This is a genomic window from Curtobacterium sp. PhB25, from assembly GCF_004365375.1.
Lineage (GTDB): Bacteria > Actinomycetota > Actinomycetes > Actinomycetales > Microbacteriaceae > Curtobacterium.
Genome location: NZ_SODR01000001.1, coordinates 662,628 through 678,789, shown reverse-complemented (window position 1 = coordinate 678,789; position 16,162 = coordinate 662,628). Strand labels below are relative to the sequence as shown.

Sequence of the window (16,162 nt, the reverse complement as noted above, 5' to 3'; positions counted from 1 at the left end):
CCGATTCGGCACGGCGTGCCGCTGACAGCGCGCGTCGCGGGTCAGACGGCGCGCTGCTCGGCGGCGGGGGTGCCGACCTCGAGGACGCCGTTCGTCGACGTGAGCCGCTGCGGCTTCATGAACCACGCGACGACCGCCGCGGCGCCGAGCAGCACGCACGACAGGGCGAACGGCAGCTGCCAGCCGGACGCGTCGATGAGCAGCCCGAACACGATGGGGGAGACCACGCCGGCGATGCCGAAGCCGGTGTTCATGAAGCCGGACGCGGTGCCGGACCACTGCGGGGCGACGTCCATCGGGATCGCCCAGAGGTTCGCGTTGCAGAGTTCCAGGAAGAAGAACGACAGCGCGAGCGAGATCGTCGCGACGAGCAGGCCCTGCCCGATGACGAGCGGGATGAGGCAGACGAGCGAGCCGCCGAGTCCGATCACCAGGACGGTCCGGCGGGCGTTCCGGGTGTTGCCGCCGCGGTGGATGATCCGGTCGCTGAGCATGCCGCCGACCGTGTCCCCGACGACGCCGGCGAGCAGGATGAGCGTGGTGAACAGGGCGAAGTCGCCGATCTCGAGCCCGTAGGTCGAGCTGAGGAACGTCGGCAGCCACGTGAGGAACACCCAGAGGGTCCAGCCGTAGCCGAAGTCGACGAAGGTCACCGGCAGGATCTGCCGCGCCATCTGCCGCCACGGCACCGGCGGGCGGGTCGCACGGGTCTCGACGGGCGGGAGCTCGTCGATCTCGACCTGCGTGATGCCCTTCGTGGACTCGGGCTTGTCGCGGAACCAGACGAACCAGACGATGCCCCAGGCGAAGGACAGGACCGCCGTGGCGAAGAACGCCCACCGCCAGCTGCCCGTCGAACCGATCACCCAGGCGACGAGCAGCGGGGCCAGCGCGTTGCCGAGCCGGGCCGCGGAGTGCACGACGCCCTGCGCGAAGCCGTTGCGGTCGCGGGGGATCCAGCGGGTCATGGCCTGGGTCGCGGTCGGGAACGCCGCGGCCTCGCTCAGCCCGAGGAGCGCCCGGGCCGCGAACAGGGTCCAGAAGCCGACCGCGAAGCCGGTCCACAGTGTCGCGACGCCCCACACCACGGTGATGACGAAGAGGGCCTTGCGCGGTCCGAACTTCTCGCTGATCGTGCCGCCGAAGACCTGCAGCAGCGCGTAGGGCAGTGAGAACGCGGACACGATCAGGCCCGCGGTGGCCTCGTTGAAGCCGAACTCCTCGGTGATGTGCGGCAGCGCCGTCGAGATGTTCGTCCGGTCGATGTACGAGATCGCGTACATGAAGCAGAGCAGGAGGAGCACTCGTCCGCGGATGCGACCGCGGAACGGGGTGCCCTTCGTCGGTGCGGCGGGGGTCGCCGTCGTCATGGGGCCTCTTCGGGTGTGGCTCGTGCTGGCTCGTCGGGGACGTGCGGAGCGATCGGGTTGCTGAACGGACCGGACGCTATGCCCGCTGGTTATCAGCGGACTTGGAGGCTGCTTGGCGAGGACAATACGCCGAGGGCGAGCAGGGGCGCTGGTGTCAGGGGTGCCGACTACCGTTGATGCCATGGGTGTTGCGATCGAACCGACCCGAGCGGTACGTCCGTTCGAGGTCATCAGCGAGTACACGCCGAGTGGCGACCAGCCAGCGGCCATCGCCGAGCTCGCCGGGCGCATCAACGCCGGTGAGACCGACGTCGTGCTGCTCGGTGCGACCGGTACGGGCAAGTCGGCGACGACCGCGTGGCTCATCGAGCAGGTGCAGCGGCCGACGCTCGTGCTCGCGCACAACAAGACCCTCGCCGCGCAGTTGGCGAACGAGTTCCGCAGTCTGATGCCGAACAACGCGGTCGAGTACTTCGTGTCGTACTACGACTACTACCAGCCCGAGGCGTACGTCCCGCAGACGGACACCTTCATCGAGAAGGACTCCTCGGTCAACGCCGAGGTCGAGCGGCTCCGGCACTCGACGACCAACTCGCTGCTCAGCCGGCGCGACGTCGTCGTGGTGTCGACGGTGTCCTGCATCTACGGCCTCGGCACACCCGAGCAGTACATGAACGCCTCGGTGGCCCTGCACGTCGGGCAGACGATCTCGCGCGACCAGCTCGTGCGCAAGTTCGTCTCGATGCAGTACCAGCGCAACGACGTCGACTTCGCCCGCGGTACCTTCCGCGTGCGCGGCGACACCATCGAGATCATCCCGATGTACGAAGAGCACGCCATCCGGATCGAGATGTTCGGCGACGAGGTCGAAGCGCTCTCGTCCCTGCACCCGCTCACCGGCAACGTGATCAACGACCTGCCCGCCGTGTCGATCTTCCCGGCGTCGCACTACGTCGCCGACACCGACGTCATGCACCGCGCCATCGTCGACATCAAGGCGGAGCTCGCCGAGCGCCTGGCCGAGCTCGAGGGGCAGGGCAAGCTGCTCGAGGCCCAGCGGCTCCGCATGCGCACCACGTTCGACATCGAGATGATGGAGCAGATCGGCTTCTGCTCGGGCATCGAGAACTACTCGCGGCACATGGACGGCCGCGTCGCTGGCGAGGCGCCGCACTGCCTCATCGACTACTTCCCCGACGACTTCCTCATCGTCATCGACGAGTCGCACGTCACCGTGCCGCAGATCGGCGCGATGTACGAAGGCGACGCCTCGCGCAAGCGCACCCTCGTCGACCACGGGTTCCGGCTGCCGAGTGCGCTCGACAACCGTCCGCTGCGGTTCGAGGAGTTCCTCGACCGCGTCGGGCAGAAGGTCTTCCTGTCGGCGACGCCCGGTCGGTACGAGCTCGGCATCACGGACAGCGTCGTCGAGCAGATCATCCGCCCGACCGGCCTCGTCGACCCCGAGATCGTCGTGAAGCCGAGCGACGGCCAGATCGACGACCTGCTCGAGGAGATCAAGCAGCGTGTCGACAAGGACGAGCGCGTGCTCGTCACGACGCTGACGAAGCGCATGGCCGAAGAGCTGACCGACTTCCTCGGCAACGCGGGCGTGCGGGTGCGGTACCTGCACTCCGACGTCGACACGCTCAAGCGCGTCGAGCTCCTGACCGAACTGCGACAGGGCGTCTACGACGTGCTCGTCGGCATCAACCTGTTGCGAGAAGGCCTCGACCTGCCCGAGGTGTCCCTGGTGGCCATCCTCGACGCCGACAAGGAAGGCTTCCTGCGGTCGTCCACGTCGCTCATCCAGACGATCGGTCGCGCGGCCCGCAACGTGTCGGGCCAGGTGCTCATGTACGCCGACAAGATGACCGACTCGATGAAGACCGCGATCGAGGAGACCGATCGTCGTCGCGAGAAGCAGGTCGCGTACAACCTGGAGCGCGGCATCGACCCGCAGCCGCTCCGCAAGAAGATCGCCGACATCACCGAGGTGCTGCAGCGCGAGAACGACGACACCAAGGCGCTGCTGCAGGGTCGTCCCGGCGCCGACGGTCCCCGCTCGCCCACGCCCAACCTGAAGCGCGGCGGCATCGCGGGCGAGGGCGCGACCCAGCTCGAGGCGACGATCGGCGACCTCAACGACCAGATGCTGCAGGCGGCAGCGGAGCTGAAGTTCGAACTCGCCGCGCGACTCCGCGACGAGGTGCAGGACCTGAAGAAGGCGCTGCGGCAGATGGAGTCGGCCGGGCATGTCAGCTGAAGATCGCCGCACGGTCGTCGTCACCGGGGCGAGCGCGGGCCTCGGGTACCACGCGGCCGAGCAGCTCGCCGCGTCGGGGCACCGGGTCGTGCTCGCCACCCGCGACCGCGGTCGCGCAGCAGCAGCGGAACAGAGCATCCGGCGGCACGTGGACGGAGCGTCGTTGGCGCACGTGCACCTCGACCTCGCCGACCTCGACTCCGTCCGTGCCGCCGCTGACGAGCTCGCGGCCCTCGAACCGGACGGCGTCGACGCGATCGTGAACAACGCCGGCGTCGTCGGGGCCTCGACCCCGAGCACCACCGCACAGGGCACCGAGCTGCAGATCGGCACGAACCACCTGGGGCACTTCGCCTGGACGGCGCTGACGATGCCGCTGCTCGAACAGCGTGGCGGTCGCGTCGTGCACCTCGGGTCGATCGCACACCGGTGGGCCAGCCTCGACACGGGCGACCCGTTCCGCGTCGGCCACTACTCCAGCTACCGGCAGTACGGCCGCAGCAAGCTCGCGGTGATGCTGTTCGGCTTCGAACTCGCCCAGCGGTTGGCGGATGCGGGCTCGTCCGTCGCCAGCGTGGTCGCGCACCCCGGACTGTCGCTCGACGCGCTCTCGCCGGAGCGCCCGGACGTCGCACCGTCGCGCCCGGAACCCGCGTGGACCCGGCCGGCGCAGCGGCTGTACGCCCAGGGCAAGGACGCCGGTGCCGAACCCCTCGTGCACGCTGCGGTCGCCGCGGACGTGCGCTCGGGGGAGTACTGGGGACCGGCCGGGTGGATGCAGCTGCGCGGACCCGCAGCCGTGGTCCGTGCCGAGCCGCGCGCCCACGACCGGACCGCCGCCGCTCGGCTCTGGACGGCCAGCGAGCGTCGTTCCGGGGTCGCGTTCGCTCTCGACGCACTCGTCTGACCACCGACTCGCGGGCGGATGTCGGACCCCTTTCGTAGAATCGACGGCGATGACAATCACCTCTGACCGCGGCACCGCGACCTCGGGCCGGAACGCCTTCGGCGAGCCGACCGACCCCCACCTCCCCGGCGTGACCGTCCCGACCGGCTCCTCGACGCTCAGCGTCCGCGGGGCCCGGGTGCACAACCTCCGGAACGTCGACCTCGAGATCCCCCGTGACTCCCTCGTGGTGTTCACCGGCCTGTCCGGATCCGGCAAGTCGTCGCTGGCCTTCGACACGATCTTCGCCGAGGGCCAGCGACGCTACGTCGAGTCCCTGTCCGCGTACGCCAGGCAGTTCCTCGGCCAGGTCGACCGGCCCGACGTCGACTTCATCGAAGGGCTGTCGCCCGCGGTGTCGATCGACCAGAAGTCGACGAACCGCAACCCGCGGTCGACGGTGGGCACGATCACCGAGGTCTACGACTACATGCGTCTGCTCTGGGCGCGCATCGGGGTGCCGCACTGCCCGACGTGCGGCGAGGTCATCAGCAAGCAGACCGTGCAGCAGATCGCCGACCAGCTCATGGAGTTCGAGTCCGGCACGCGCTTCCAGGTGCTCGCCCCGGTCATCTCCAAGAAGAAGGGCGAGTTCGTCGACCTCTTCCAGGAACTCGCGGCGTCCGGCTACGCCCGCGCGATCGTCGACGGTGAGCGCATCCAGCTCAGCGACCCGCCGAAGCTCAAGAAGCAGGTCAAGCACGACATCTCGGTGATCGTCGACCGTCTGGTGTCGAACGAGGACATCCTCGGTCGGCTCACCGACTCGCTCGAGACAGCACTGCGCCTGACCGGTGGCACCGTCGGCATCGACCTGGTCGACCACGACGGCCCCGGTGCGGTGCGCACCTACTCCGAGAACCTGTCGTGCCCGAACAACCACCCGCTCGCGCTGACCGAGATCGAGCCCCGCACGTTCTCGTTCAACGCGCCGTTCGGCGCCTGCCCGGAGTGCTCCGGGCTCGGCACGCGCATGTCGGTGGACCCGGACCTGGTGCTCGGCGACCCCGATGCCTCGCTGCGCGACGGCGTCCTGCTGCCCTGGACCGGAGCGAGCGGGCTGTACTCGTACTTCGAGAAGCTCCTCGCCGGCCTCGGCAAGGACCTCGGGTTCACGCTCGACACCCCGTGGAGCCAGCTCGACGCCTCGGTGCAGGCCGCGATCCTGACGGGCAAGGACTTCCAGGTGTCGGTGTCGTGGCGCAACCGCTTCGGCCGCGAGATGCGCTACACCAGCGGGTTCGAGGGCGTCATGCCCTACATCGAGCGCAAGTTCGCCGAGGCCGAGTCGGACTCGCAGCGCCAGCGCTTCCAGGGCTACCTGCGCGAGGTCCCGTGCCCGGTGTGCGAGGGCACGCGCCTCAAGCCCGAGGTCCTGGCGGTCACGGTCGACGGCCGCAGCATCGCCGACGTCACCGACATGTCCCTCGACAACGCGTACGCGTTCATGGACACCCTGACGCTCACCGACCGCGAAGCGCACATCGCTGCGGCGGTCCTGCGCGAGATCCGGGCGCGCCTCGAGTTCCTGCTCGAGGTCGGCCTGAACTACCTGACCCTGGCGCGCGGCGCCGGCGGGCTCTCCGGTGGCGAAGCACAGCGCATCCGTCTCGCGACGCAGATCGGCTCCGGCCTGACCGGGGTGCTGTACGTGCTCGACGAGCCGAGCATCGGGCTGCACCAGCGCGACAACCGCCGCCTCATCGACACCCTGGTCAAGCTCAAGGACCTCGGCAACACCCTGATCGTCGTCGAGCACGACGAGGACACCATCCGCACGGCCGACTGGGTCGTCGACATCGGCCCCGGGGCCGGCGTCAACGGCGGCAACGTCGTGCACTCGGGCTCGTACGAGGGCATCATCGCGAACCGCGAGTCGGTGACGGGGGACTACCTCGCCGGCCGTCGTGCGATCGAGGTCCCCGCCGAGCGTCGCAAGGTCAACCTGAAGCGCACCATCAGCGTGCAGGGCGCACGGGCGAACAACCTCAAGACGATCGACGCCGACTTCCCGCTCGGGGTGTTCACCGCGGTCACCGGCGTGAGCGGGTCGGGCAAGTCCACCCTGGTCAACGACATCCTGTACAAGGTGCTCGCGAACCAGCTCAACGGCGCCCGGCACATCGCCGGCAAGCACACCCGCGTCAAGGGCCTCGACCAGCTGGACAAGGTCGTGCACGTCGACCAGGCCCCGATCGGCCGCACGCCGCGGTCGAACCCGGCCACCTACACGGGCGTGTTCGACCGGATCCGGCAGCTGTTCGCCGAGACCCCCGAGGCGAAGACCCGCGGCTACCAGCCCGGTCGGTTCAGCTTCAACGTCAAGGGCGGCCGGTGCGAGAACTGCTCCGGCGACGGCACGATCAAGATCGAGATGAACTTCCTGCCCGACGTCTACGTCGCGTGCGAGGTCTGCGGCGGCGCGCGCTACAACCGCGAGACGCTCCAGGTCCACTACAAGGGCAAGAGCATCTCCGAGGTCCTGGACATGCCGATCAGCGAGGCGGCCGAGTTCTTCGAACCGATCTCCGCGATCCACCGGTACATGGCGACGCTCGTCGACGTGGGCCTCGGGTACGTCCGTCTCGGCCAGAGCGCGACCACGCTCTCCGGCGGCGAGGCACAGCGCGTGAAGCTCGCCACCGAGCTGCAGCGCCGCTCGAACGGCCGGACCGTCTACGTGCTCGACGAGCCGACGACGGGTCTGCACTTCGAGGACGTCCGCAAGCTCCTCCTGGTGCTGCAGAGCCTGGTCGACAAGGGCAACACCGTCATCACGATCGAGCACAACCTCGACGTGATCAAGTCGGCCGACTGGGTCATCGACATGGGCCCAGAGGGCGGTGCCGGCGGCGGTACGGTGCTCGCGACCGGCACCCCGGAGCACGTCGCCGACGTGCCGGAGAGCTTCACGGGCGTCTTCCTGCGGGAGATCTTCGACGCGCAGGACGCCCGGGTCGGCAAGCAGCAGGCGGTCGAGGCCCGCACGGCGAGCCGACCGAAGAAGTCGACCAAGCAGAAGGCGGGTGCACGGTAGGTGGCGGACACCGTCCCGTGGCGCCCGAAGGCGGGGGAGATCCCGACCGACCCGGGCGTCTACCGCTGGCGTGACGAGGCCGGCCGGGTGCTCTACGTCGGCAAGGCGAAGAACCTCCGCGCCCGGCTGAGCAACTACTTCGCGCCGCTGCCGACGCTGCACGAACGCACCCGGCGGATGGTGCTGACGGCCCGCAGCGTCGAGTGGACGACGGTCGGCTCCGAGATCGAGGCACTGCAGCTCGAGTACACCTGGATCAAGGAGTTCGACCCGCCCTTCAACGTCAAGTTCCGCGACGACAAGTCGTACCCGTACATGGCGATCACCATGGCGGACGAGGCCCCACGGGTGATGGTCACGCGGAACCGGAAGATCAAGGGTGCGAAGTACTTCGGGCCGTACCCGAAGATCTGGGCGGTGCACGACACCATCGACCTGATGATCAAGGTGTTCCCGATCCGCACCTGCTCGGACTCGTCGTACAAGCGCGCGATGCAGACGGGCAAGCCCTGCTTCCCCGGGCAGATCGGCAAGTGCGGCGGTCCCTGCTCGCAGCGCGTCACCATCGAGGAGCACCGTGCGCTCGTCGAGGAGTTCGTGCGGTTCATGAACAGCTACGACCGCCGGGTGATCACCGAGCTGCGCCAGCGCATGGGCGCATCGGCCGATGCGATGCAGTACGAACAGGCCGCGAAGTTCCGCGACCAGGTCGAGGCGCTCGAGGCGGTGCTCGAGAAGTCCGCCGTGGTGCTCCGCGACTCGGTGGACCTCGACCTGTTCGGCATCGCCGAGGACGAACTCGCCGCCGCCGTCCAGCTGTTCTCGGTTCGTGGCGGGCGTATCCGCGGTGTCCGCGGGTGGGTCGTCGACAAGGAGCTCGACATCTCGACCGGTGACCTGGTCGAGCAGATCGTGCAGGGCGTCTACGCCGACAACGAGCTCACGCCGGCGGCCGTCGCCGAGGAACCCCCGCGCGAGGTCGTGGTGCCGACCCTGCCCGAGGACGCCGACGCGCTGCAGCAGTGGCTCAGCGAACGGCGGGGTGGCCGCGGCACGAAGCTCAGCACGGCGCAACGCGGTGACCGTGCCGGCCTGGCCCGCACGGCCGCGCAGAACGCCGCCCAGGCGCTGATGCTCTACAAGACGAAGCGGTCGGCCGACTACACGACGCGCTCCGCGGCCCTCGCCGACATCCAGGACGCGCTCGGCATGACCGAGGCCCCGCTCCGCATGGAGTGCTACGACATCTCGCACCTGCAGGGCACGAACGTCGTGGCGTCGATGGTGGTGTTCGAGGACGGCCTGCCCCGCAAGGACCAGTACCGCCGCTACACGATCGCCGAGACCACCGACGACACCGACAGCATGTACCAGGTGCTCACCCGGCGGCTGGCGCGCCTCGACGAGGACGCGGACCTGCCGGACGTCCCCGACGTGACGAGCGCCGAGGTGGTCGAGGGCTCCAAGCCCTCGAAGCGGTTCGCCTACCGCCCGCAACTGCTCATCGTCGACGGTGGACAACCCCAGGTGCAGGCCGCCAAGCGTGCGCTGGACGAAGCCGGGGTGCGTGACATCGCGCTGGTCGGCATCGCGAAGCGTCTCGAGGAGCTCTGGCTGCCCGACGACGACTTCCCGGTGATCATGCCGCGCAACTCCGAGGCGCTCTTCCTCATCCAGCGCATCCGCGACGAGGCGCACCGATTCGCGATCACGCACCAGCGCACCCGCCGCAAGCGCGACGTGCGGTCCCGGCTGTCCGAGATCCCCGGGCTCGGGCCGTCGCGGGTGAACGCGCTGCTCAAGCACTTCGGGTCCGTGGCACGGCTGCGCGAGGCCACGGCCGACGAGATCAGCGAGGTCAACGGCGTCGGTCCGGCGACTGCCGCGGCGGTCGTCACGAAGCTGCAGCAGACCCCGACGAGCGCGCCGGCCACCAGTGCGGCGAGCCCGACGAGCGCGCCGGACGCCGAGACGGACCCGACGGACACCGCGGATCCAGCGGACCCTGCACCGCTCCCAGGAGGGCCGGTGCGGGTCCCCGACGTGACCCACGACGGTCCGCAGCTGCCCACGTGACGCATCCCGTGCCTCCCGACACCTGTCGGGCGATACCCTGGTCCCGCAGCCGAGACCTCCCCGGGCGACGCGCCCGGGCCGCCACGACGGAGCCCACTCCCAGATGACCGACAGCGCCACAGCGACCGCGCACGCGTCGCAGCACGACATCCTCATCGTCACCGGCATGTCCGGGGCCGGGCGTTCGACGGTCGGCAAGGCCCTCGAAGACCTCGGCTGGTACGTCGTCGACAACCTGCCGACGCAGATGCTGGCACCGCTCACCGAGCTGGCCGACCGCGCCGGCGAGAAGATCCCGAAGATCGCCACGGTCGTCGACGTCCGCGGCGGACGGTTCTTCACGGACCCGGAGCACGCGGTCGAACAGGTGCGGTCGACCACGTCCGCACGGGTCCGGGTGCTGTTCCTCGAAGCCACCGACGCCGTCCTGGTGCGGCGCTTCGAGCAGGTCCGACGACCCCACCCGCTCCAGGGCGAGGACACCCTGCTCGACGGCATCGCGCGCGAGCGGACACGGTTGGCCGGTCTGCGCGAGGCATCCGACATGGTGATCGACACCTCGGACCTCAACATCCACCAGCTCGCGAACACCGTCACCGAGCAGTTCGCCGACGATCACTTCGTGGGTGTTCAGGTGACGCTCATGAGCTTCGGGTTCAAGTACGGACTGCCCGCCGACGCCGACATGGTGGCCGACGTCCGGTTCCTGCCGAACCCCTACTGGGTCCCGGAACTCCGGGCCCACACGGGCCTCGACCAGCCCGTCTCGGACTACGTCCTGGCCCAGGCCGGAGCCCGTCCGTTCGTCGATCGGTACGTCTCCGTGCTCGAGCCGGTGCTCGAGGGGTACCAGCGCGAGAACAAAAGACACGCTACGATCGCCATCGGCTGTACCGGCGGGAAGCACCGCTCGGTCGCCATCGTCGCCGAGTTGGCGAACCTCCTCCGCGGGATGCCTGGCGTCGCCGTGCGTGTGAAGAACCGAGATCTCGGCCGGGAGTGACCGTCCCTCCGGCCGCTCCCCACGTACGTGCCGCCGGAATCGCGGGACCACCAGATGAACGTTAGGAATGATGCTGTGCCGTTGACTGCCGAGGTCAAGGACGAACTGGCCAGGGTCGCCGTGAACCGCAACACGGTCCGCGCCGCCGAACTGGCCACGATCCTCCGGTTCGCGGGTGGCCTGCACGTCATCTCGGGCCGCATCGCGGTCGAGGTGGAGCTCGACACCCGGATCATCGTGCACCGGGTCCGCAAGGACCTCGCCGAGCTGTACGGCGTCCGCAGCGAGGCGTCGGTGGGCTCGTCCGCGTCGTCCCGTCGTGGCACCCGCTACCTGGTCCGCGTGCTCGAGGCGGGGGAGACCCTCGCACGCCAGACCGGTCTGATGGACGCCCGTCGTCGCCCCGTCCGCGGGCTGCCGAACCGGCTCACCACGGGCAACCGCGAGGACCTCGCCGCGATCTGGCGCGGTGCGTTCCTCGCCTCCGGCACCCTGACCGACCCGGGCCGGGCCGCAGCGCTCGAGGTCACGTGCCCCGGCAACGAGGCCGCCATGGCCCTCGTCGGTGCCGCGTCGCGTCTCGGCGTCGCCGCGAAGGGTCGCGAGGTCCGTGGCGTCCACCGCGTCGTCATCCGCGACGGCGAGGCCATCGGCCAGATGCTCACGGTGATGGGCGCCGCCCGCACCACCGCCGACTGGGAGGAGATGCGGCAGCGTCGCGAGGTCCGTGCGACCGCGAACCGCCTCGTCAACTTCGACGACGCCAACCTCCGCCGTTCGGCGCAGGCCGCCGTCGCCGCCTGCGCCCGCGTCGAGCGCGCGCTCGAGATCCTCGGCGACGAGGTCCCCGACCACCTGCAGTACGCCGGCGCGCTGCGCCTGCAGCACCGCGACGCGTCGCTCGATGAGCTCGGCCAGCACGCCGATCCGCCCATGACGAAGGACGCCATCGCCGGTCGCATCCGCCGACTCCTCGCCATGGCCGACAAGCGCGCGTCCGACCTCGGCATCCCCGGGACGGAAGCGAGCGTCCCCGAGGAGCTCGAGGGCGTCTGAGACGGGTCGTCCGACCTGCATGACGGGAGGCGCGGTGCCAGCTGGCACCGCGCCTCCCGTCCGTTCTGTGGGGGCAGCCCACGGGCCGCACCGACGTCGTTCCGGACGCTGCGGACGACCGTCCGGACGGACCGTCACACCGCACTGCCTGGCAGGGTCCGACTGCTAGGGTCGTTACGGCGACGTTACGGGGCGTATCGTCCACCACACGCGGGCCCGACAGGGCCAGCGCCCTCCGAAAGCAGCGCCCCTCGGGCGCTCCACACCCACCAGGAGATCCATTGACCGTCAAGATCGGTATCAACGGCTTCGGCCGTATCGGCCGCAACTTCTTCCGGGCCGCCCTCGCGAAGGGCTCCGACCTCGAGATCGTGGCGGTGAACGACCTCACCGACAACGCCGCGCTGGCGAACCTGCTGAAGTTCGACTCCATCACGGGTCGTCTCGGCGTCTCCGTCGAGCTCGACGGCGACAACATCGTCGTCGACGGCAAGGCCATCAAGGTCCTCGCGGAGCGCGACCCCGCCAACCTCCCCTGGGGCGAGCTGGGCGTCGACATCGTCATCGAGTCGACCGGCTTCTTCACCAAGGCCGCCGATGCGCAGAAGCACATCGACGCGGGCGCCAAGAAGGTCATCATCTCCGCCCCGGCCACCGGTGACGACGTCACCATCGTCCTCGGCGTGAACGAGGACCAGTACGACCCGGCGAACCACAACATCATCTCGAACGCGTCGTGCACCACGAACAGCCTCGCGCCGCTCGCCAAGGTGTTCAACGACAAGTTCGGCATCGAGCGTGGCCTCATGACCACGATCCACGCCTACACCGCCGACCAGAACCTGCAGGACGGCCCGCACAAGGACCCCCGTCGTGCCCGTGCGGCCGCGCTGAACATCGTCCCGACCTCGACCGGTGCCGCCAAGGCCATCGGCCAGGTCATGCCGGAGCTCGCCGGCAAGCTCGACGGCTTCGCGCTCCGCGTCCCGGTCCCGACCGGCTCGATCACCGACCTCACCCTCGAGACCAAGTCCGAGGTCACCGTCGACGAGATCAACGCCGCGTACAAGGAGGCCGCAGAGGGCCCGCTCAAGGGCATCCTGCTCTACAGCGAGGACCCGCTGGTGTCGACCGACATCACGACGGACCCGCACTCCTCGATCTACGACTCCGGCCTGACCAAGGTCATCGGCGGTCTCGTGAAGATCACCTCGTGGTACGACAACGAGTGGGGCTACTCGAACCGTCTCGTCGACCTGACCGAGTACGTCGGCGAGCGTCTGTAACACATGGCCCTCCGCACCCTCGAGGACCTCGACGACCTCGCCGGCAAGCGCGTCGTCGTCCGTTGTGACCTGAACGTCCCGCTCAAGGACGGCACGATCACGGACGACGGCCGCGTGCGGGCGTCCCTGACGACCCTCAACACCCTCATCACCGCCGGCGCGCGCGTCATCGTGATCTCCCACCTGGGCCGCCCCGACGGGGAACCCAAGCCGGAGTTCTCGCTCGCGCCGGTCGGCCAGCGGCTCTCCGAGCTGCTCGGCAAAGAGGTCACGTTCGTCGGCGAGACCGTCGGCGACGAGGCGACCGCAGCCGCCGAGGCCCTCGAGGACGGCGACGTCCTGCTGCTCGAGAACCTCCGGTTCAACCCGGAGGAGACCTCGAAGGACGCTGCCGCGCGCTCCGCGTTCGCGGACCGCATCGCGGCACTCGGTGACGCCTTCGTCTCCGACGGCTTCGGTGTCGTGCACCGCAAGCAGGCCTCGGTCTACGAACTCGCGTCCGCGCTGCCCAGCGCAGCCGGTTCGCTCATCGAGACCGAACTGCGGGTGCTCGAGCGCCTGACCTCCTCGCCGGAACGGCCGTACACGGTCGCGCTCGGTGGCTCGAAGGTCAGCGACAAGCTCGGCGTCATCGACCACATCCTGCCCAAGGTCGACACGCTGTGCATCGGCGGCGGCATGCTCTTCACCTTCCTCGCGGCCCAGGGCCACGGGGTGGCGAAGTCGCTGCTCGAAGCCGACCAGCTCGACGTCGTCCGCGAGTACCTCTCGCGGGCGAAGGAGCTCGGCGTGACGATCGACCTGCCGACCGATGTCGTGGTGGCCTCCGGGTTCTCCGCCGACGCGGCGCACGAGACGGTGGCGGCCGACGCGATCGAGTCGTCGTCGTTCGGCACCGACGGCATCGGCCTCGACATCGGTCCGGAGACGGCGGCGCGGTTCGCGTCGGCGGTGTCCGGTTCGAAGACGGTGTTCTGGAACGGCCCGATGGGCGTGTTCGAGTTCCCGGCCTTCGCCGCCGGCACGAAGACCGTCGCCAAGGCCCTGACCGAGGTCGACGGCCTCGGTGTCGTCGGCGGTGGCGACTCCGCCGCTGCGGTCCGCTCGCTCGGCTTCTCGGACGACCAGTTCGGGCACATCTCGACCGGTGGCGGTGCGAGCCTCGAGTTCCTCGAGGGCAAGTCGCTTCCCGGTCTCGAAGCACTGGGGTGGTCCGCATGACCCGAACGCCGTTGATCGCCGGCAACTGGAAGATGAACCTGGACCACCTCCAGGCCATCGCCACGGTCCAGAAGCTCGCATGGACCCTGAAGGACGCCCGCCACGACTTCGACGACGTCGAGGTCGCGGTGTTCCCGCCCTTCACCGACCTGCGGAGCGTGCAGACGCTCATCTCGGCCGACAAGCTGCCGATCCACTTCGGTGCGCAGGACCTGTCGCAGTACGACTCCGGTGCCTACACCGGCGACGTCTCCGGCGCGTTCCTGTCGGCGCTCGACGCGCAGTACGTCATCGTCGGACACTCCGAGCGGCGCACGCTGCACGGTGAGACCGACGAGGTCGTCGCGGCCAAGACCGCCGCAGCCGTCAAGCACGGCCTCGTGCCGGTCGTCTGCGTCGGCGAGACCGGTGAGCAGCGCGAACAGCGCGGCGCCGGCGTCGTGCCGGTCGAGCAGCTCCGTGTCGTGCTCGACGCCGTGCAGCCGTCCGACATCGTCGTCGCCTACGAGCCCGTCTGGGCGATCGGTTCCGGCCAGGCGGCCACCGCCGAGCAGGCGCAGGACGAGTGCGCCGCGATCCGTCGCGGCATCGCTGCTGCCTGGGGCGACCAGGCCGCTGCCGACACGCGCGTCCTGTACGGCGGTTCGGTCAAGTCCGGCAACATCGCCGGGTTCCTCCGTGAGCCCGACATCGACGGCGCCCTCGTCGGCGGCGCATCCCTCGACGTGCAGGAGTTCGCGGCGATCGCCCGGTTCCGCCAGCACGTCGGGCTGTAGCCACACCGGCTGTCGTCGGGCTGTAGTCCGCACCACTCCGGTCCGTGTACCGGCCGTGCCCCGCGCGGCCGGTACACTGGTACGGCTGACTGACACGAAAGGTACGTCGTGGCGATACTCTCCGTCGTGCTGCAGGTCCTGCTCGCAATCACGAGCCTCCTGCTCACGCTCCTCATCCTCCTGCACAAGGGCCGCGGTGGCGGCCTCTCCGACATGTTCGGTGGCGGCGTGACGAGCAACCTCGGGGCGTCCGGCGTCGCCGAGCGCAACCTCAACCGCATCACGGTGATCCTCGGTCTGGTCTGGATCGTCTCCATCATCGTGCTCGGTCTCATCAACAAGTTCACGGCGGGGGTCTGATCCATGGCTAGCGGAGGCAGTGCAATCCGAGGGTCCCGCGTCGGCGCCGGACCGATGGGCGAACAGGACCGTGGGGTCCAGGCCGAGCGTGTGGCGATCTCGTACTGGGACGCCCTCGGCAACGAGGTCGTGCGGTACTTCGCCGCGAACCTGCCGGACGAAGAGATCCCCGAGACGGTCGATTCGCCGTCGAGCGGGCTCCCCGCCGGGCGTGACAAGGAGAACCCTCCCGTGGTCTCCAAGACGGAGCCCTACAAGACGCACCTCGCGTACGTGAAGGAGCGTCGGACTGAGGAAGAGGCAGCGCAGCTCCTCGAGGACGCGCTCCAGCAGCTCCGCGAGCGTCGCGGTACCGCCGCCAAGAAGGCGTAGCGCACACACACTGACGAAGGCCCCCGCACCGCGATGGTGTGGGGGCCTTCGTGCGTCGTGGGCGCGGTTGGCAGTGCTCACCGCGCGGGGGCTTACTCGCCGAGTGGTCACGACGCGCCGTGTGCGGCTCGCGGTGGTGGCACGTTCTGTCGCTTGCGGCGCCCGCAGCCGACAGTTCTTGACCGCTCGGCGTCGTGTCGGCGGGGTGTCGCAATCGTTCGGTTGCCTGGTGCCGCGCGGAGAGCCGGATCGCCGAGTGGTCATGACATGCCGCGTGCGGTTCGCTGCGGCGGCGGGTTCTGTCGCCCGGGCCCGCGTTCAGGCGACACTTCTTGACCGCTCGGCGCCGGCGAGCGGGTGTGGGGCGGCGGTGGGAGCGACCACAGACGGACG

At 69.5% G+C, this 16,162-nt stretch carries 12 protein-coding genes; 11 read left to right on the top strand and 1 reads right to left on the bottom strand.

Translation table 11 applies throughout. The features are described 5' to 3' along the window. Positions 1–41 precede the first annotated feature (41 nt). On the bottom strand, positions 42–1,370 hold the full coding sequence (locus EDF51_RS03110; RefSeq protein ID WP_134193797.1) for an MFS transporter: 1,329 nt from the start codon (positions 1,368–1,370) through the stop codon (positions 42–44). A 193-nt stretch (positions 1,371–1,563) separates the two neighbouring features. Between EDF51_RS03110 and uvrB the strand changes: the two genes are divergently transcribed. From uvrB to EDF51_RS03055, 11 genes are all read left to right on the top strand, one after another. Next, positions 1,564–3,636: an excinuclease ABC subunit UvrB gene (gene uvrB / locus EDF51_RS03105; RefSeq protein WP_134194019.1), complete on the top strand. Its 2,073-nt coding sequence runs from the start codon at positions 1,564–1,566 to the stop codon at positions 3,634–3,636. After that, positions 3,626–4,543 carry an SDR family NAD(P)-dependent oxidoreductase gene (locus EDF51_RS03100; protein ID WP_134193795.1) on the top strand — a complete coding sequence of 306 codons (918 nt, stop codon included), beginning with the start codon at positions 3,626–3,628 and terminating at the stop codon, positions 4,541–4,543. Before uvrB ends, EDF51_RS03100 begins: the two co-directional genes overlap by 11 nt. Positions 4,544–4,592: 49 nt before the next feature. Continuing rightward, complete coding sequence (gene uvrA / locus EDF51_RS03095) at positions 4,593–7,619, top strand: excinuclease ABC subunit UvrA (RefSeq protein WP_243837065.1); 3,027 nt, start codon at positions 4,593–4,595, stop codon at positions 7,617–7,619. Next, the gene (uvrC, locus tag EDF51_RS03090; RefSeq protein ID WP_134193793.1) at positions 7,620–9,695 is read left to right on the top strand and encodes an excinuclease ABC subunit UvrC; all 2,076 of its coding nucleotides are present in this window, start codon (positions 7,620–7,622) and stop codon (positions 9,693–9,695) included. A 103-nt stretch (positions 9,696–9,798) separates the two neighbouring features. Continuing rightward, positions 9,799–10,698 (top strand): RNase adapter RapZ, encoded by a 900-nt coding sequence (gene rapZ, locus EDF51_RS03085; RefSeq protein ID WP_111083956.1) that lies wholly within the window; start codon positions 9,799–9,801, stop codon positions 10,696–10,698. Between the two features lie 75 nt (positions 10,699–10,773). Beyond that, positions 10,774–11,754, top strand: coding sequence for a DNA-binding protein WhiA (gene whiA / locus EDF51_RS03080; protein ID WP_111083957.1), 981 nt, complete (start codon positions 10,774–10,776; stop codon positions 11,752–11,754). 281 nt (positions 11,755–12,035) lie between these two features. Then, positions 12,036–13,040 (top strand): type I glyceraldehyde-3-phosphate dehydrogenase, encoded by a 1,005-nt coding sequence (gene gap, locus EDF51_RS03075; RefSeq protein ID WP_111083958.1) that lies wholly within the window; start codon positions 12,036–12,038, stop codon positions 13,038–13,040. Positions 13,041–13,043: 3 nt separating this feature from the next. Continuing rightward, positions 13,044–14,261 (top strand): phosphoglycerate kinase, encoded by a 1,218-nt coding sequence (locus EDF51_RS03070; protein ID WP_133936601.1) that lies wholly within the window; start codon positions 13,044–13,046, stop codon positions 14,259–14,261. After that, complete coding sequence (gene tpiA, locus EDF51_RS03065; protein WP_111084168.1) at positions 14,258–15,037, top strand: triose-phosphate isomerase; 780 nt, start codon at positions 14,258–14,260, stop codon at positions 15,035–15,037. The genes EDF51_RS03070 and tpiA overlap by 4 nt, the downstream gene beginning before the upstream one ends. A 108-nt stretch (positions 15,038–15,145) precedes the next feature. After that, on the top strand, positions 15,146–15,397 hold the full coding sequence (gene secG, locus EDF51_RS03060; protein WP_017887256.1) for a preprotein translocase subunit SecG: 252 nt from the start codon (positions 15,146–15,148) through the stop codon (positions 15,395–15,397). A 3-nt stretch (positions 15,398–15,400) separates the two neighbouring features. Beyond that, positions 15,401–15,769 (top strand): RNA polymerase-binding protein RbpA, encoded by a 369-nt coding sequence (locus EDF51_RS03055; RefSeq protein WP_027465686.1) that lies wholly within the window; start codon positions 15,401–15,403, stop codon positions 15,767–15,769. Positions 15,770–16,162 lie beyond the last annotated feature (393 nt).